General features: G+C 66.5%; 14 protein-coding genes. 8 read left to right on the plus strand and 6 right to left on the minus strand.

Features of this window, described 5'->3' with window-relative positions:
• Positions 1 to 272 precede the first annotated feature (272 nt).
• The 5 genes from KEG38_RS42255 (at position 273) to KEG38_RS42275 (ending at position 6,252) form a co-directional block, all read left to right on the plus strand.
• Positions 273 to 1,616, plus strand: a complete 1,344-nt coding sequence (locus KEG38_RS42255) for a hypothetical protein (protein WP_272426354.1) — start codon at positions 273 to 275, stop codon at positions 1,614 to 1,616.
• 45 nt (positions 1,617 to 1,661) lie between these two features.
• Positions 1,662 to 2,540: a right-handed parallel beta-helix repeat-containing protein gene (locus KEG38_RS42260; protein WP_272426356.1), complete on the plus strand. Its 879-nt coding sequence runs from the start codon at positions 1,662 to 1,664 to the stop codon at positions 2,538 to 2,540.
• A gap of 23 nt (positions 2,541 to 2,563) precedes the next feature.
• Entirely contained in the window at positions 2,564 to 3,508 is a 945-nt protein-coding gene (locus KEG38_RS42265; protein ID WP_272426358.1) for a hypothetical protein, read from the plus strand.
• Between the two features lie 20 nt (positions 3,509 to 3,528).
• Positions 3,529 to 5,151 (plus strand): sialidase family protein, encoded by a 1,623-nt coding sequence (locus tag KEG38_RS42270; RefSeq protein WP_272426359.1) that lies wholly within the window; start codon positions 3,529 to 3,531, stop codon positions 5,149 to 5,151.
• A gap of 129 nt (positions 5,152 to 5,280) precedes the next feature.
• Positions 5,281 to 6,252: a DUF1259 domain-containing protein gene (locus KEG38_RS42275; protein WP_272426360.1), complete on the plus strand. Its 972-nt coding sequence runs from the start codon at positions 5,281 to 5,283 to the stop codon at positions 6,250 to 6,252.
• A gap of 35 nt (positions 6,253 to 6,287) precedes the next feature.
• Here the strand turns inward: KEG38_RS42275 and KEG38_RS42280 are convergent, their stop codons facing one another.
• Both KEG38_RS42280 and KEG38_RS42285 read right to left on the minus strand, forming a co-directional pair.
• Positions 6,288 to 7,163, minus strand: a complete 876-nt coding sequence (locus KEG38_RS42280; RefSeq protein ID WP_272426361.1) for a hypothetical protein — start codon at positions 7,161 to 7,163, stop codon at positions 6,288 to 6,290.
• A 98-nt stretch (positions 7,164 to 7,261) separates the two neighbouring features.
• Positions 7,262 to 8,179: a LysR family transcriptional regulator gene (locus tag KEG38_RS42285; RefSeq protein ID WP_272426362.1), complete on the minus strand. Its 918-nt coding sequence runs from the start codon at positions 8,177 to 8,179 to the stop codon at positions 7,262 to 7,264.
• 115 nt (positions 8,180 to 8,294) lie between these two features.
• Between KEG38_RS42285 and KEG38_RS42290 the strand changes: the two genes are divergently transcribed.
• Entirely contained in the window at positions 8,295 to 9,356 is a 1,062-nt protein-coding gene (locus KEG38_RS42290) for an aldo/keto reductase (protein WP_272426363.1), read from the plus strand.
• Positions 9,357 to 9,702: 346 nt separating this feature from the next.
• On the opposite strand, the gene KEG38_RS42295 is transcribed toward KEG38_RS42290, so the two are convergent.
• Both KEG38_RS42295 and KEG38_RS42300 read right to left on the minus strand, forming a co-directional pair.
• The gene (locus tag KEG38_RS42295; protein WP_272426364.1) at positions 9,703 to 10,506 is read right to left on the minus strand and encodes a hypothetical protein; all 804 of its coding nucleotides are present in this window, start codon (positions 10,504 to 10,506) and stop codon (positions 9,703 to 9,705) included.
• A 179-nt stretch (positions 10,507 to 10,685) separates the two neighbouring features.
• Positions 10,686 to 11,921 carry an RICIN domain-containing protein gene (locus tag KEG38_RS42300; protein WP_272426365.1) on the minus strand — a complete coding sequence of 412 codons (1,236 nt, stop codon included), beginning with the start codon at positions 11,919 to 11,921 and terminating at the stop codon, positions 10,686 to 10,688.
• Between the two features lie 120 nt (positions 11,922 to 12,041).
• Between KEG38_RS42300 and KEG38_RS42305 the strand changes: the two genes are divergently transcribed.
• Positions 12,042 to 12,347 carry a hypothetical protein gene (locus KEG38_RS42305; RefSeq protein WP_272426367.1) on the plus strand — a complete coding sequence of 102 codons (306 nt, stop codon included), beginning with the start codon at positions 12,042 to 12,044 and terminating at the stop codon, positions 12,345 to 12,347.
• Between the two features lie 1,189 nt (positions 12,348 to 13,536).
• A complete protein-coding gene (locus tag KEG38_RS42310; protein ID WP_272426431.1) occupies positions 13,537 to 15,084 on the plus strand; it encodes an IS1182 family transposase in 1,548 nt (515 codons plus the stop codon).
• A gap of 202 nt (positions 15,085 to 15,286) precedes the next feature.
• Here the strand turns inward: KEG38_RS42310 and KEG38_RS42315 are convergent, their stop codons facing one another.
• Together KEG38_RS42315 and KEG38_RS42320 are read right to left on the minus strand one after the other, a co-directional pair.
• Positions 15,287 to 15,769, minus strand: coding sequence for a hypothetical protein (locus KEG38_RS42315; protein WP_272426369.1), 483 nt, complete (start codon positions 15,767 to 15,769; stop codon positions 15,287 to 15,289).
• Between the two features lie 192 nt (positions 15,770 to 15,961).
• Complete coding sequence (locus KEG38_RS42320) at positions 15,962 to 17,179, minus strand: alanine racemase (protein ID WP_272426371.1); 1,218 nt, start codon at positions 17,177 to 17,179, stop codon at positions 15,962 to 15,964.

The raw sequence follows: 17,179 nt of genomic DNA on the forward strand, positions 1-17,179 counted from the left end.
CGCTGTCGCGGGGTCGGCTGGCTTGGGGCGCGGGCGGCATCGAGGGCTCGATCGTGGAGGTACCCCGAAGCTGCGCCCACGGTTCACCGAAATCATCTTCGTGAACTGCAACACGCAAAAAACGTGAACCGCCCTGGGTCCCTCTCGGTACCTCCCTCCAAGCCTGGAGGAGACCCATGCGATCACACCGTCTCTTGTTCCTTGCCGCGTCCCTGTCCTCCGTCGTTGGCGCTGGCTTCGTGCTTGGTGCTGGGTGCAGCGACGATCCGTCCATGGGTGGCACCGCGGGCGCCGGCGCGGCGCCGGGGACGGGGGGCAGCGCGGGCGCGGGTGGTGGCACGGGCGGCATGGCAGGCGCGGGCGGCTCGGGGACCGGCGGCGCTTCGTGCAAGGGCGAGGGCGAGGCTTGCGGCGCAGCGATCGAGTGTTGTGGCCTCGGATGCAAGAACGGCGTCTGCGACGCCACGGCGCAATGCACGCAGCTCGGCAACGCGTGTACGGCGAACTCCGACTGCTGCTCGAACCTGTGCCAAGGCGGCGTGTGTGCCCAGGGCGGCGGATGCCTCCAGCCCGGCGAGGATTGCGCAACCGGCGGCAGCGTTTGCTGTAGCGGGGTTTGCCTGGACAAGGGCGGCGGGGTGAAAACGTGTGGACTCTCGCTCGGCGGGTGTCACGTCACCGGCGAGGTTTGCAACACCAACGCCGATTGCTGCGGCAACCTCTGCGAGGACAGCGGAAACGGGATCAAGCAGTGTACATCCCTCGGCGCGTGCAAGGCCGTCGGGGAGGCGTGTAACGGGCCGAGTCAGTGCTGTTCCAATGCGTGCGTGGAGCTCCTGCCGGGTTCGTCGTTTTGCCAGTCGATCGGCGGCTGCAAGCCCATCGGCGAGCTCTGCGGGGCGAACGCCCAATGCTGCACGAGCAACTGCCAAGCGGATGGGAGCGGCGTCAAGAAGTGCGGGCAGCCGCCGAACTGCCGCCCGCCGGGCGAGATCTGCGATCCGTCCTTCGGCGAGTGTTGTCCGGGCATGCCGCAAGGCGCGTTCCTTTGCCTCGAAGGCTCCTACGGCGTGACGCGTTGCCAGGGGCCGTGCTGCTCGCTCAGCGGCGTGGCCTGCCAGACGGACGCCGATTGCTGCTCGAAGAAGTGCAACGCGAACAGCAAGACATGCGAGAACGGCTTCGCATGCAAGGTCGTCGGCGACACCTGCGCGACCAACGCCGATTGTTGCAGCTCGATGTGCAACAACGGCACGTGCGCCGATTGCATGTGCAAGCCCGATGGTGCCGCGTGCCAGACGCCGGACGATTGCTGCGGCGGGCTCTGCTCGCCGGATCCGAACGACGGCAACAAACTGAAATGCGGCAGCTTCAACGTCCCCCCCGAGCCCGACGGCGGTGTGCCCGAGGGCGGCACGCCGGACGGCGGCGGCCCGACGTGCGCGCTGGACGGGGCTTTGTGCTCCAACAACGGCGAGTGCTGCTCGGGCCTTTGCGGCGGCGGCGAGTTCCCCGAGTGCGTGCCTTCGCCCTGCAAGTCCGTGGGTGCGTCCTGCGCGGCCCAGGCCAATTGCTGCTCCGGTCTCTCGTGCACCGGCGGGGTCTGCACGTTGTAAACGTTACCCTTGGTCAACAACGAATTGCTTCGTCCTGGAGGAACCATGCTGAAGAAAACACCGACCTTCCTTTCCCTGGGCGTGTGGATGCTCGCATTCGCGGGCCTCGTCGGCTGCGGAGGCGACGAAGGCAATGGCGGGAGCGGCAACAATGGGCCCGACGATGTCGATGTTCCCGCCGGGAGCACGGCGTTCGTCGCCGTGATCAACCCCGTCGCCAACACGGGCCACACGACGGGCACGCCCGCCGTGACGGGCGACGAACGGGACCTCATCCCCGTCGACGCCTTCCCAGGAAGCGCCGATACGAGTGAATCGGGGATCGCGGTGGTAGGCACGGGGGTCGGCGAGGTGGATGTACGCATCGGAGACGCGTTGCTGAAGCACACGGTGCTCGCCGAGGGCGACGTGTACGACGCCCCGCTCGGGTTCGACGGAGCGAACGCCGAGACTTACCCGAACACACCGATCCGATATCCAGTCGGCGCCAACTCGGGCGGTTTTTTCTTCGGCCCCGCGGACATCCTGGCTGACGTCGAGGCAAAGCTCGGCGTGGATGACGCGGTCGTGGTTCTGCGCGGCGGCACGTACACCGGCAACCTGACGATCACCGGCAAGGGCGTGCTCCTCTTCGGCGAGAATTTCCTGGAAAACGCCGTGGTCATCAACGGATCGGTCACGGTCAACGGCGAGGCGGTCCGGCTACGTGGGCTGACCATCACGGGGGATCTCGCGTCGAAGGGCAACAACTTCGGGATCAGCTTTTCCAGGGTGTTCGGAAATACGAGCATCACCGGCAATGCCGGCGCATTCGTGCGGAACGTATTCTGCGGGACGACCGTAGTGCCTTCGAGCAATGCCACGCTGCTCGACAACTTCGGGGTCGAACCGATCGTCACCCCGCCGATGGGCACTTGTGATTGAATGGGGCGAGAAGGAACCACCGCATGAAGTCCACCATGATCTTGCGAACGACGTTCGTTGCTCTCGTCCTCGGCTCGATGGCTACGCTGCCGGCGTGCAGCAAGAAGTCCGACGCCTCCGCGGAGGTCACCGCCGAGAACCTCTCGGCGGACGACACGATCACGGAGCAACACGACCCCGCCACGATCTCGTGGTCGGTCACGCCCGACGGTAAGGTGCGGGCGCGGGTCAAGACGCCCGACGGTCAACCCGTCGAGAAAGACGTCTCCGGCAAGCTGACCGTCAAGCCCCTGCAGAAGGGCGCGCAGCCGGTAAAGGCGACGCTCGTGTTCGACGCGAAGACGGGCTTGCACACGGCGGACATCCCCAAGCTCGACGCTGATTTGACCGAGGTGGATTACGAGCTCCAGGTCAACGGCAAGCCGGTCGAGGGCGCGCTGCATCTCCCGAAGGGCGGCACGAAGGAGCTCGTCGCGACGGCCAAGGTCACGGCCGGAGTCGAAATCCCCAAAGGCAAGAAGGGACCGAATGGCGGGATTCTCCAGGTAGCGGGTGACGACCTTCTCGAAGTTGTCGCGGACCAGAAGACGGGCGAGACGCGCGTTTACCTGCTCGACGACGACCTGAAGCCGATGCCCGTGGGCAAACACAAGGTCAAGATCGGCGTCGTCGCGGGCAGCCCCGAGATGATCGAGCTCACCCCCGAGCCCAAGGCCATGTATTTCACGGGCAAACTGACCGTGAAGGCGAACCCGTCGAAGCTCACGGTCGTGTTCTACGACGAGAGCGACATCGAGCCCATCGTGGTGCTCTGCGGCTGGAGCCCCGGCGTGGTGATCGTCGTCGGGACTGTCGTCCTTCCCCTGTTCGTCGCCGTGAACTGGGTCCCGGTGGTCGTCGTTCAGCCTCCCGTCATCGTCATCGGGAAGGGCAAAGGCAAAGGCAAGGGCAAGTGGAAGTGGCATTGAACCGGAAGGGAGACATGCTCATGCGGAAATCGTCCAAGGTAACGCACAAGCTCCTCACGCTCGCTTCCGTCGCGCTTTTTGCCTTCGTGGCGAGCGTCTCCGGCTGCGGCGACGACGAGAACAGGAACGACGGTTGCGACCCCACGAAGGGTGACCGCTGCTCCTGCGACATCGCCAATGCAGCGAGCTGCCCGGGAGGTTTCCTCTGTCGCCCTTCGGGGGACGGCAACGTCTGCGAGCCCGAAGGGACTGCGGGGCGCATTCCGAGCTGCCTGGATCCCAAGGGGCTCGACGTGTTCGCCGCAGAGGCCGATGGCGCCCTCAGCGTAAGCTGGAAGGTGAACGGCATGATCGACTCCTCGGGCGGCTTCGAGGTGCGATATGGGCCCGGGCCGGCCACGCTCGATCAGAAGATCACGGTCGGTCCCGAGGCGCGCCGCGCCACGCTCGCGCCGCTGGACAACGGCAAGGGTACCTTCGTCGTCGTGGCCCCGCTCGGCGCGAATGGGATGTCGAGCTTCGTCTCGTGCCAGGTCGCGGGCATCCCGCACGTGCTCGCGTTCGGTGGAGACGTCATCGTCAATGCGGCCATGGACGGTGATCAAGCGGATCCCGACCTCGCCTCGAACATCACGGGCACGCGGCTCTACCTCGCGATGGAGGACGGCGCAGCCGTGACGCTCTCGATTTCGAGCGATTTCGGCGATACCTGGCCGACAGCGGCGCGCGTCACGATGAGCGGGCAAAACCCCGCCATCGTGGTCCGTAACGCGGTCGTCGACGAAGCCGGGATGCTCGTCCTGCCCGAGGTCCTGTTCCTGACGTGGGAGGAGGGTGGCAACGTCCTGTTTGCCGCGTTCGACCCCGCTGCGGGCACGTTCTCCACGCCAGTGACGATCGGGAAAGGCACGAACCCCGATATCGCGCTCGGGATCGACGGCATTCACGTGGCGTTCGTCGACGGCACCACGATCCAGCAGGCTGCCTCGACGGACGGCGGCAAGACCTTCGGCGCGCCCGTCGCGGTGAGCGGCTCGCTCAACAATTCCAAGGCGCCGAGCGTCGGTGTTCATCCGACGACCGGCGACGTACTCGTGGCCTGGGATGCGCTCGAAGGAGGCGGCGACAGCAATATCTATTCGGCCGCCTCCACCGACGGGGGCAAGACATTCGGGGCGCCCGTGCGCATCGATGACGACATGCAGGGGCAAAACCAGCTCAACGTTTCCGTGGCCGTCGATCCGCAGACCGGCGAGTATTTCGCCACGTGGGAGGACCGCCGTGGCGGCGCGAACGTCTTCTTCGCGACGTCGAAGGACGGGGGAATGACGTGGTCCCCCAACATCGACGTGGGCGCGGGGCTCGGCGGCGATCAGTTCCACCCGCAGGCGGTCGTGGACGTGGCGGGCAATGTGTACGTCGCGTTCTTCGATACGACCGACGGGCAGAGGACCGTTTTCTCGCGCTTCAACGAGGATGGCACGTTCGATCCGCCGCTCGCGCCGAGCACCGTCGCCGGCAAGGAGGGCGTCGTGGGCGACTATCCTTCGGTCGCGACGGACGTTTTTGGTACCGTATACGTCGCGTGGGAGGAGAACCGCGGCGGACCGGATCTCGAGGTCTTTTTCGCCCGCGCCGATTGACCTCGGGCGTTCCCTGCCGCTCGTGCGGATCTCGCTACATCACCGGCATGGGCACGAGCCGCCAAGGCGGATTTGGTGACCTACTTCGACGATCTGCACGTCGCATCGCTGTGAAAGGGGTTGGGTACCATGATGAAAAAGGTTGTCATCGGAATGGCTCTGCTCTTGGCGTCCGCCTGTGATAAGGGCACGCCGCCTCCGTCCCCCGATACTCCGTCTTCCCCCACGGCCGGCTCCACAGCCCCCCCGCCGGCGCCCGCGGCGATGGATCCCGCAGCCGTGGAGGCGGCCACGGGCCTCAAGCCGGAGGTGACCGACGGCGTCGTCCGCGTCTCCTTCCCCCGCAACGAAGTCAAGGTGGAGGTGGACCGGTGGACCATGCCGCCCTTCATGGGCCTCACGTCCTGGGCCGGCTTCACCCCGGGGAAGGCGCCCGGCGTCGAGGCGATGGTCATGGGCGATCTCGTGCTCTTCGAGGACGAAGTGAGCGACGCGATGAGCGCGGCTCTCGGCAGCGGGCTCCAAGTCACCGCGCTGCACAACCACTTCTTTTTCGACAAACCCAAGGTCTACTTCATGCACATCGAGGGCGAAGGCAGCGTGGACACCCTTGGCAAGGGCGTAAAGGGCGCGCTCGATGCCGCAAAGACGATTCGCGCGAAGTCTCCCGAGCCCGCTCCTGGATTCGCAGGCGCGCCGCTCCCGGCCACGAACTCCATCGACGGCGCCAAAGTGGAGGCTGTCTTCGGCGTGAAGGGCGCGGCGAAGGATGGGATGTACAAGGTCACGATCGGGCGCCCGGCGACGAACGCTGCCTGCGGATGCCAGATCGGCAAGGCGATGGGCGTCAACACCTGGGCAGCTTTTGCGGGGGCCGACGACAATGCAGTCGTCGACGGCGACTTCGCCGTGACCGAGGACGAGCTACAGCCGGTGCTGAAATCGCTGCGAGGCGACGGGATCCACGTGGTCGCCATCCATCACCACATGGTCGGCGAGCAGCCGCGGATCCTGTTCCTGCACTACTGGGGCCGCGGCACCGCCGCTGCCCTCGCGACGAGCGTGAAGAAGGCGTTGAACCTGACGAAAGCCGGGGGATGAGCGCACCTGCGGTTGCTGGCGCAGGGGTCTGCGCCTCAGCCGGGCGGCGGCTGGCGATCGAAGGAGCGCAGCTTCCTGTTCTCGAACTTCGTGCTGTCGGCGAACGTCACCGTCGGCACCGTGCCCGCCACGATCTTGGCCTCGGGCGGGACCTTGAAGTCCTCGACCTCGAGCGTGAAGTCTCGGGTTTCGCCCGGCTTGAGGCCCACATCGTCGAGGCCCGCCGATATCGTGTCGAGTTTGCGCTTATTCTTGTCGTCCCAGTAATAGAGCATCACCTCGCACCGCTTCACCTCTTTATCGGACTCGTTCTTGAGCCGCACCTTGAACGAATCGAGGGCGTAGACGTCGACCGTGACCTTTTCGCCCGCGTGCGCTTTGAGCTCGTCCGCGGGCACGCCGCCCTTGGGGCGCGAGGGCGAGTTGGGGACGAGGTCGTCGTTGTACCAGTTCGAGCCGTCGTCGAAGTCGATGCGCGAGAGCTCGACCTCGTAGGTCGTGGCCTCCTTGTTGATCTCCTTCTTCTTGCGGCCGAGCGGCACCTCGGCCGTATCGCCGTCCTTCAGGTCCCTGATGATCGAGTGCGGATAGCGGTCGAGGTACTTGCCATCCTTGTCGTAGTAGAAGATCCAGGTCTGGGCGCTCTTCATCCGCTTGCCGGACTTGTTCGTGATCGCGAAAACGGGCATGGCGTCGTCGCCGGTTCCCTCCATCTTCACGAACTTCGTCTCGACCTTGCGGCCGGCTTCGTCATTGATGGGATCCTTCTTGTGCACGAACTTCGGCGTCCCTGTCGGCCCCGCCGTCTTCGTGCTCGGCGCCGCCGCCGAGTTGCTCGCGGCCGTGTCCCCCGCAGTCTTTTCTCCCTGACAGGCAACAAGCGACAGCCCGAGCCCGAGAATTCCGATCATCCGCTGCATGAAACCTCCGTGCGCGCCCGAACCGAGCGGGCGGACGGCTCATACACCGGATTCCCGAGGTCCGGCAAGCTCACGACAGACGCGCAAGATCAGCCGTGTTTCCGCGTCTTGGAAGGACTCGTCGCGTAGCGAACGTGGCTCACCAGCGCGCGGAGCTTGGGCGCCAGGTTTCTTCGATCAGGAAAGTACAGGTAGAACCCGGCAAACGGCGGGCAGTAGCGTTCCAGGAGCGGCACCAGTTCGCCGCGCTGGAGATAGGGCCGAAACGTCTCCTCCATGCCGAACGTGAGCCCACCGCCGGCAACTGCCGTGCGAACCATCACCCACATATCGTTCGTCGTGATGCGCGGATGCACCGCCACGTCGAATTCCCGCCCATCTTCTTCGAACTCCCAGCGATAAGGCTCGGCGCGCGGCGAGGGGCGCCAGCCAATGCAGCAGTGCCGAGACAACTCCGTCGGATGTTTCGGCGCGCGATGGCGTGCGAGGTAGGAGGGCGCGCCCACGACGAGCTGGCGCTGATGGGCTGAAACCGGCACGGCGACCATGTCCTGCTCGATGACTTCTCCGAGGCGAACGCCTGCGTCGTAGCCCTCCGCCACGATGTCGAACTCTTCATCCGTGATGGTGATGTCGAGCTGAATGCCGGGATGGCTCTCGACGAAGCTCGCAAGCAGGGCACCCGAGATGAAGCGCTCTGCGATAGAGGACACCGCAAGCCGCAGAAGGCCCGAAGGGGCAGCGTCGCGATCGCGCGTGGCATCGAGCGCAAGGCCGACTTCGCTGACTGCGGGCGCGACCCGCCGGTAGAGCTCTTCGCCGGCCTCCGTAAGGCTCACGCTGCGCGTCGTGCGCTGGACCAATGCGATACCGAGGCGGTCTTCCATCCGCCGGATCGCCTGGCTGACGGCGGAGCGGGTGACGCCAAGGTGCCGAGAGGCCGTGGTGAAGCTCTTCGCCTCGGCAACCGCCAGGAACACCGCGACACCATTCAGATCGACTGCCATTGGTTAGAGGAACTTACCGAGGCGTCCAGAACGCGGCAAGTTCTCTTTCCGGCGCGCGCGGCCTAGCTTGTTCGCACACAGGGCGGGATGACCCCGCTCATCGGAGGACCACACGATGACTTCACTCGACCAATACCGCCTGCTGGGCCGCTCCGGGTTGCGCGTCTCACCGCTCGCATTGGGCACCATGACGTTCGGTCAGGACTGGGGCTGGGGCGCGGACGCGACAGAGTCGCGCCGCATCTTCGACCTCTACATCGACCGCGGGGGCAACTTCGTGGACACCGCCGTCAACTACACGGACGGCGCCTCCGAGCGTCTGCTCGGCGAGTTTCTGCGCGACAAGCGCGAGCGCGTGGTGCTCGCCACCAAGTTCACGATGGCGCGCGAACCGGGCAACCCCAATTCGGGCGGCAACCATCGGCTCAACATGCAGCGCTCGGTGGAGCAGAGCCTGCGACAGCTCGGCACCGACCGCATCGATCTCTTCTATTTGCATACCTGGGACTCCACCACCCAGCCGGAAGAGGTGATGCGCGGACTCGACGATCTCGTGCGGGCGGGCAAGATCGTCTACGCCGGCATCTGCAACACGCCCGCCTGGCGCATCGCGCAGATGCAGACGCTCGCGGAGCTGTTCGGCTGGGCGCCCTTCGTCGCGCTCCAGATCGAATACAGCCTCGTCGAGCGCACGGTGGAGCACGAGCTCATTCCGATGGCCGCGGCGCTGGGCATGGGCGTGCTGCCCTGGTCGCCGCTTGGCGGTGGCGTGCTCACGGGCAAGTACACGCGTGCGGACGTCGCGGACTCGCGCGAAGCGGGGGTGGCGGCGACGCGTAAAGGCGTCATGGCTTCCTCGGGTCAACTGAGCTCGCGCGCGCTGGGCATCGCCGACGTCGTGCGCTCGGTGGCGCAGGAGATCCGCGCAACAGCTTCGCAGGTGGCGCTCGCGTGGACGCTCTCGAACCCGGCGGTGACCGCGCCGGTGATGGGTGCGCGCACGCTCGCGCAGGCGGAGGACAACCTTGGCGCGCTCGGCGTGGTGCTCTCCGACGAGCAGCGCGCGCGGCTCGACGCGGCGAGCGCACCCGAGCCTATCTTTCCGGCCCGTTTCGTCGCGCGGCCGCTGGTCCAGCAGCTCATCTTCGGCGGTTCGAACGTCGCGCGCCGCATCTGATACGACACATCCTGGAACCGTTTCGCTGGGGCGTTGCCCCAGGCCCCACCGGGGCTGTCCGCCCCTGGACCCGGACCAGCGCAAGCGCTGGACCCGGGGTCGATGAACTGCGCGATGCGCAGTTCATCGAACGGGCCGAGGCAAGGTCAGCTACGACCCTGCCAACCAAGACAGCCGCGCTGCCCTTTCGATGGGCGATGGGGTCCAACCGGCCCGTTGGAAGAACTGCGCGGAGCGCAGTTCTTCCACCTTCGGTCCAGGCCGTGCCTGGTCCGGGTCGAGGGGCGGATAGCCCCCGCGGGGTCCGGGGCAGCGCCCCGGCGCGGCGGCCTCGGGTGGGAGTTTTTCAGCCCTCGGCGGGTCCTGCCGGGGCTGGCTCGGGCTTCTTCTTGCTTCGGCCGCCTGCGCGGGAGCGGATCACGCTGTACAGGGAGGGGAAGGTCTTCTCCGGGGTCGGCTCGTGGCGCAGGAGCCATCGGCCCGTCGCGGCGACTTCCTCGTAGGTATCGAGCAAGACCGTGAAGGCGCGGGCGAGGTGCTCTCCGGCCACGCGCGCCTCGGGGCTGAGCCGAGCGCCGAGGCTCGCGAGGATCTCCTCGGCGGCCTTCACGGCGTCGTCGGCGTCGGTCGCGCGGAAGTGCTTCTTGTCGTCCTTGAGGGTGTCATAATGGTCTCGATACACGGTGGCATACCCGAGCAAATCGGCGGCGAGGTCGCGGTGGCCGGTGCCTGCGCGCAGCATGGCGAGGTAGGGGCCGACCTCGGGGTGGTCATTCAAATGATACTCGCAGAGGGCCTGCATGCGTGCCTCGATGCCGAGGGCCTTCTGCACGAGCTCGGCCGGGAGTTTTCCCTCGGTGGAGAGGGCGCGGGCCTTCTGGTCCTCCGTCGCGGCATACCAGCACGCCCAGGCGGCGGTGGGGAGCAGCTCGACGAGGGCGGCGTCGAACTCGCTCGGAGGCAGGCTCTTGTAGCGGGCCAAGAGCTTCGGCTCGCTCGCGCGCGCGGCGAGGCCGAGCGCGGCGACGGCGGCGAGGCCCGCGTCGGCATTGACGACGGCCAGGGATTCCACGGGCATTGTCTTATAGTGAGGGAAGAGCACGTCGAAGGCTTGCTTGCCCTTGACGGGATCGAATTGGGGACTGGTCATGGCGCGGGATGGAATCATGGGGAGAGGCGCGCGGGCAAGTGTGGAGGGCATCGCGGAGGCGGAGCTCGCCTCCGCGGGGGGCTCTGCGTGGGGACGAGGGGGCTTGCCGGGGCCTCACGGCGGGAGGACGGCGGGAGGCGGTGGGTGGCCTTGTTCGCAGGAGGCGACAGGCCGGTCCGTCAGACGGGCACGATCCTCCACTTCTGGTTGTCACTACCGAGCCAATGATGTTGAATGATCTCGGCCCCATTTGCCGTGGTCCCACCGGCCACGTCCAGATTCTTCCCGCTGTGTTCCGCGGCGATTGCATAGAGCCCGCCACCCAGGGGACCCAGACGGAACTTCTGGTTGTTGTTTACGGTCAAGTTGTACTGGATGAGCGGAACCCCGGAGTCGCGAGAGCTGCTGGGGACGTCCAGGACCTTCCCGCTGTGCACTGCGACGATCTTGAATAGCCCCCCGCCCAGCCACTCGAGGCGGAACTGCCGGTGCGTGTTCCAGGTCGCGTCCCACTCCCATTGAAGGACCCGAGCGCCGTTCGCGGTTTCCGCGTTGTCGATGCAGATGAGCTTTCCGCTCCTCTGCGATACGAGCTTCACGAGCGTCCCCGTGGGGATCGTCTTGAACCTGAGGTAGAGATCCTGGATGCCCCCGCCGTGATCGGATTCGCCGTCGAAGCGGAAGCTGAGCTCTCGGTCGTCGAGCCCCAGGAGGGCAGCCCTGTCCCAGCCGAAGCGGAGACCTTTCACGAAATCGTCCTCGTTCTTGAAGAGGTCCAAGATCTCTGCCACGAGGCTGAGGGTGATGGAGCAGAGAGCAGCCCAGCCGGCGGCGTTGGTCTCGGGATCGCCCTGGAGCTCCTGGCAAGCCCTCAGGCAATGGTCGGCCGCCTTGTGCAGGTACTCCGACGTGTTGCCGAAGATCGTTCCGGAGTCTTCTTCCCAGCAATCGATGGTCATGGCGAGCGAATCGCTCACCCGTCCGATGAAGGCCAAATGGCCATAATCGAAGCGATCGTCCCAGTCCCCGTCGTCGCAGCTATCGAATACCCTGGACTGGAACGTACATGTATCTTCGTCGCTCCCGGCGCTGAAGCACCAGAAGATCTCGTCGGATGGGTCGGTAACGGTATCGCCCGACCTTTTGATGGTCCGAAACTTGAACGGCTGGATGATGAAAACCTCGCTCGGGCCGTCCGAGCTCTCGGCGGACGTCGGAGCGGGCTCCGGCTGCGGCGCGCTGCTCGTGAGGTAGACGAAGCTCGAGCCGTACTCTCTCGCGGCGGCGAGGAATGCCTCGTCCCTCTGATCGAGCTCCTGGTCCGGCGCGAGCTTGGCGATGTCCACGACGCGCACGTTCCCCTGGGCCTTCACCGCTTCGACCTGCGCGGGCAGAGCGTCGGCCAGGTCCCTCATGGTGAAGGGTTGGTCGATCGGCCGATCGGCGATCACGTCGGGCAAGATCTCCCTCGTGCGGGCGCCCTTGGTCTCGCGGTGCGCCTTGCCCCACGCCTTGATCTCCTCCTGGCTGATCCCTTGCTCGAGGGCATCGACGAGGGTTCGCTCGAGATCGCTGAGCTCGTGGCCCGCCTCGAGGCGCGCCGCGGCATGAAGGGCCGCCCCGAAGAGGGGGTTGCCGCGCGGTTCTTCTGCATCCTCCGGGCCCCAAGGGAGTCGGCGCGCGCGCCCGACAGCTTCTCGCGAAGCTTGTTCGCGCGCTCGGTCGCTTTCTTGCTCAAAGGCCGCTCTTTTTTCGTCGTCGTCTCGGTCATGAGGTACCTCCGGTGCAGGGTGAGGGAAGCGTTCGGGGAGCCCTCTCTGGCCCCGCGCGACACACAGTAGCCGGAGGCGGGGCGCGTCCCGGTATGGGACTTTGGTCCCATGCTGCGGTCGTCGACCCAGACCCTGAGGGGTTTCTCAGCCTCCGGAAGCCGTCCGCAGCCCGTCCGGGGGGGTTTTTCAGCCCTCCGGCGCCTGCTGCCGGGCTGGGAAGGGGGGTTTGGGAGCCCTGAGACGCCTGTCGACAGCCCGTCCGGGGGGGTTTTTCAGCCCTCCGGCGCCTGTTCACGGGGCGGGGAGGGGGGTTTGGGAGCCCCGAGGCGCCTGTCGACGGCCTGCCGGGGGGGGTTTTTCAGCCTCCGGCGGGTCCTGCCGGGGGCGGCTCGGGCTTCTTCTTGCCTCGGCCGCCTGCGCGGGAGCGGATCACGCTGTGCGTCACCCACCCAACAAGCCGCTGCTGTCGACGCGCACGGATTGAATCTTCGTCTGAAATCCACGTCAGGGGACGACGTGAGCACGAATCTTTGCCCATCGTCCTTCGGCCTCGCAATTTTGCTGATTGGCTGTACGTCACCACGTTCAGCACACGAGTCGGCAAACGCGGCCACGTTGACGTCGCCCCCTGTGCACATGTGCTTCGCTGATGAAAAGGGGGCGCCGCTCGTGGGAGCACGCGTGACCTCCGAAGCCTTGCACACCGTCCCCGGTTCCGTATACAAATGGGAAGCAGGCATGCCCGCCGGACCTGCTCTCCCTGAGGTCATCACCGGGCCCGACGGATGTGGTGAGATCCAATGGCTGTCGCAGCTCGGCTCCGGTCCGACATGGAGTCAGCTGACCGTGAGGCCCGCGGATCAGGGGGCCGGTGGATGGGGAGCCATCTGCTCGAGGCCACGGACGCCTCCACCTCACCCGGGCGAGGTCGAGGAAGGCAAATCGCTTCGCTGGCAGGTCACGCCGCAGCATTGTGTTTTGGTGCCTGCACTCGAATGAGCTTTCGATGTTCTAGAGCATCGACCGGTTCGATGCTCGGAAGATCGCGAAGCGATCTTCCCTCGGGGGGTGAATCGGCCGGGCTTTGCCCGGACGAGAGGGGGACGCGAGGCGTCCCCCTCGGGACAAAAGAGCTAGGACATCGAGCGGTTGCAAACCGATCGATGTTCTAGGTGGCTGGTGTTTTTCTCTCCTAAACCATCGCGCGATGGTGTAAGGCGGTGCCATGTCCCGTGGACAAACCCCGAAGCAGGGCGAGATGTGGAGGTCGACGTCGGCGTACTGCGGAGCGAAGCTGTCGCCGACGTCGATCTACAGCCTGTTGCACCGCGAGTGCCATCGGCTCTTCCCGGATGAGGCGTTCGCGGACCTGTTCCGGGACATCGGTCGACGCTCGATCCCGCCGCGCATCGTCGCGGTGGTGATGGTGCTGCAGCGGCTGGAGGGGCTCTCGGACCGGGAAGCGGTCGAGCGGTTCAGCTTCGACATCCGCTGGAAGTACGCGGCCGGCGGGCTCGACTTCGAGTATCCCGGCTTCGTTCATACGGTCCTGGTCGACATGCGCGAGAGATTGCGGCAGTCGAAGGATCCCGACCGGATCTTTCGCACGGTCCTCGAAGTGGCCAAAGCGGCCGGGCTCGTGGGCCGTCGACGCGTGCTGGATTCGACGCCGCTGTACGACGCAGTGGCCACGCAGGACACTGTCACGATGATCCGCGCAGCCATTCGTGCCCTGCTTCGCGTGGCTGGAAATGAGCTTGCTGCGCAGCTGCGCGGGGTTCTGGGGCGGGACGACGATTACAGCACCGCCGGCAAGCCTGCGTGCGATTGGGAGGAGCGAGCCGCACGCGAGGCGCTGGTGGATGCGCTGGCGCGCGATGCATATGCATTGCTCGCACACCTGGATGGTCGCTCGCTCGCGGTGCCGGTATGCGAGGCGGCGGCGCTCTTGGCCACGGTCGTGGGACAGGACCTGGAGCAGACCGAAGGCGGCTTCTTCCGCATTGCCCGGCGCGTGGCGCCCGAGCGCGTCATCTCGACGGTCGACCCGCAGGCGCGCCACGGGCACAAGACGCAGGCTCGCGGCTTCGATGGCTACAAGGGTCATATCGCAATCGACCCGGACTCGGAGATCATCACGTCTTCGATCGCCACGCCGGGCAATGCCGCCGATGGCAGCGTGGCCAAAGAGTTGCTGAAGGAAGCGTTGGAGACCGAGACGCGAAAGCAGCACGAGAAGCAAATCGCCGTTTACGGCGATAGCTCCTACGGCACGGGCGAGGTGCTCGAGCATCTCGAGAGCGCAGGTGCTGCGGCCCATGTGAAGGTGCAGGCCCCTACATCGCCTGATGGCCAATTCACCAAGGACGCGTTTCACATGGATCTTGCGAGCGATACGGTCACCTGTCCGGCTGGGCAGCTCGTCCAGATACGCCGCCGAAAGGATGGCTCAGGGGTAGCGTCTTTCGGTGCGCACTGCGGGAAGTGCCCGCTCGCGGCGTCATGCACGAAATCCAAGCAAGGCCGCAACGTCGCGGTGAATCAGCGAGAGCATCTGCTGCAGCACGCGCGCACGGAGCAGAAGAGCCCCGCGTGGCGCGCTGGCTATAAAGCCACGCGCCCGAAGGTCGAGCGCAAGCTCGCACATCTGATGAGACGAAGGCACGGCGGACGTCGAGTACGCGTACGCGGCACCGAGCGAGTCACGCGCGACTTCACGATGCTCTGCGCCGCGGAGAACCTCCGACGGCTCGCCGCGCTGGGGCTGCGGCACGACAAGCGGTCGAGAACGCGCTGGGCCGTGTGACCGGGGGCAGGGGGCGCCCCGCACACCCCCGCCCCCGCCACGGAAGACCAGAAGACGATCCGAACCATTATCAGCCGTCAGGTGACCTGTCCGATATGCACCCTGGCGGCCATGGGAACACGAGCGGCCACGACCTCTTCGACGGGCTCGCGATCGACACCAGCCACCTAGGTCGCGTTCAGGTCCACGAAGCGGAGGAAGATCACGGGCTCGACCATCGAACGTCGGCCGGTAGCTCCACGCAACTCGTGCTCGGCGGCAAACCCTGACGGGCCCCCGGCGCCGCCGTCTCGCCTGCATACGCCCTGCAGAGCACGTGTCGCTCCTTCCAGACCAGCTCGCACGAGGGCCTGATCTCGCGCGCGCCGGTCTCGGGGGCGGGGTCGCCGCAACGGTACCGTGCGATCGACCGATCGCCATAGGAATCGAGGCGCGCGTCTTCGTAATAACGAACCTCGCACCCAGCCTTGTCGGCATCCGTGGTGACGACCGCTGACCAATAAAACGGCCCGCTATCGACGCCGTCGTACGAGCCATCCACGCGCGCGGGTCGGCAGGTGCGGAACGCATGGGCGAGGCAGCGCCGGGGCTCGCTGTCGTGCTGGACGAGCTCGTCGTACGAGCTCGCGACCTCACCGCAGTCGAGCACCGGCGACGTCACCGCCCCGCCGAGATCCTCAGCCACGGTTTGCCGAAACGAGCGCAACACCTGTTCCCGTCGGGATGGCGTCCCCGCGCACGCCGCCGCCAGCGCGAGCGCCACGCCGGTGCCAGCGAGTAGGGTCGCGCTGCGAGGTCCGGATGCCATGACCACCTGTTACCGCACCGCCGTCTGGCGCGGCAGTTGAAAAACGCGGCGCGGGTGACGATTATGTTTTCAATGAAAACATTCCCCTGCGCCGCGGTAGGTGAGCGCGTGGGCCTCGACGCGGTCGCCGCGGACGAGGAGGTAGTCGCGGAAAAACGTGGCGAGCTCGCCGGCCTTGGCGTGGCGGAAGAAGACGGGATCGCCGGGCGCGAGTTTTACGTGAGGCGGGACGGCGAGCGGGGTCTGGACCTCGCCGGCGCCTTCGAGATCGAGCAAGGAGAGGCCTTCGGGTAGGTACGGAATCGGGAGGCGATCCGGGCCGGCGGCGCCCGAGGCGACGAGGCCACCGCCCTGGCACGTGACGAAGCCGGGCGCAGGTTTCCGTGTCACCTGGAGGGCGAAGAAGGCGGCCGGCTCGGGGCGGAAATCGTCGTAATGGTCGAAGAGGTGGCTGCCGAGGAAGCCGGAGCCGACGGTGATTTCGGTGAGGGAAGGGTCGGCGAGGGACGAGGCGGCGCTGCCGGTGCCGCCGCCGTTGAAGAGGGGAATCGGGAGGCGGCGGCGCTCGAATTCGGCGGTGATTTCGTGCCTCAGCGTGGTGACGGCGGCGCAGGCGATTCGCTTCAGGGCGCGTTTGGCACCGGGCGGGAGAGGGCCGAGCGGGGTCTGGTCGGGCGTCCCGGCGATGTGCGCCTCGTAGCCGAGCAGGCCCGCGAATTCGAGGTGGCGGGACGAGGCCACGCGCTCGGCGAAATCGGCGACGCCGCGGGCCTCGTGGAGGGGGCTGCGGCGGACGCCGAGATGCACGCGGCCGCCGAGGCGGCGGAGGGAGACGTCGATGTCGACGACGACCGGAATGCGGACGCCGTAGGGCGCGGCGGCGGCTTCGAGGACGTCGAGGTGGATGGGCTCCTCGACGGCGATGGAGACACGTTTTCCTTCGCGGTTCGTCTCGGCGAGCAGGCGCGCGTCGGCGGGCTGGGCCGTGGGGTATGCGACGAGTATGTCGTCGAAGCCCTGCGCCGCGAGGTAACGTGCCTCGGCAGGAGCATACGCCATGAGGCCGCGGAACGAGGGGCCGCCGCGGTGCAGGATGTGGCGGACGAGATCGACGGATCGAACGGATTTCGTGCCGATCCGGAGCGTTTTTCCGGGGCTTTCGCGCACGAGCGAAAGGACGGCGTCGACATTCGCGTCGACGGCGTCGAGATCCACGAGCGCGACGGGCAAGGCCTCGCCGGCGAGGGTTTTTCGGTAACGATCGTAGCGGTGCTGGTGGGTTTCCAT

The organism is Polyangium jinanense, from assembly GCF_028435265.1.
GTDB classification, from domain to species: domain Bacteria; phylum Myxococcota_A; class Polyangia; order Polyangiales; family Polyangiaceae; genus Polyangium; species Polyangium jinanense.

Coding starts and splice junctions, on each gene's coding strand:
- KEG38_RS42255 (WP_272426354.1), top strand. CDS start 273: ATGGGTGGCACCGCGGGCGCCGGCGCGGCGCCGGGGACGGGGGGCAGC.
- KEG38_RS42260 (WP_272426356.1), top strand. CDS start 1,662: ATGCTGAAGAAAACACCGACCTTCCTTTCCCTGGGCGTGTGGATGCTC.
- KEG38_RS42265 (WP_272426358.1), top strand. CDS start 2,564: ATGAAGTCCACCATGATCTTGCGAACGACGTTCGTTGCTCTCGTCCTC.
- KEG38_RS42270 (WP_272426359.1), top strand. CDS start 3,529: ATGCGGAAATCGTCCAAGGTAACGCACAAGCTCCTCACGCTCGCTTCC.
- KEG38_RS42275 (WP_272426360.1), top strand. CDS start 5,281: ATGATGAAAAAGGTTGTCATCGGAATGGCTCTGCTCTTGGCGTCCGCC.
- KEG38_RS42280 (WP_272426361.1), bottom strand. CDS start 7,163: ATGATCGGAATTCTCGGGCTCGGGCTGTCGCTTGTTGCCTGTCAGGGA.
- KEG38_RS42285 (WP_272426362.1), bottom strand. CDS start 8,179: ATGGCAGTCGATCTGAATGGTGTCGCGGTGTTCCTGGCGGTTGCCGAG.
- KEG38_RS42290 (WP_272426363.1), top strand. CDS start 8,295: ATGACTTCACTCGACCAATACCGCCTGCTGGGCCGCTCCGGGTTGCGC.
- KEG38_RS42295 (WP_272426364.1), bottom strand. CDS start 10,506: ATGACCAGTCCCCAATTCGATCCCGTCAAGGGCAAGCAAGCCTTCGAC.
- KEG38_RS42300 (WP_272426365.1), bottom strand. CDS start 11,921: ATGAGGGACCTGGCCGACGCTCTGCCCGCGCAGGTCGAAGCGGTGAAG.
- KEG38_RS42310 (WP_272426431.1), top strand. CDS start 13,537: ATGTGGAGGTCGACGTCGGCGTACTGCGGAGCGAAGCTGTCGCCGACG.
- KEG38_RS42320 (WP_272426371.1), bottom strand. CDS start 17,179: ATGGAAACCCACCAGCACCGCTACGATCGTTACCGAAAAACCCTCGCC.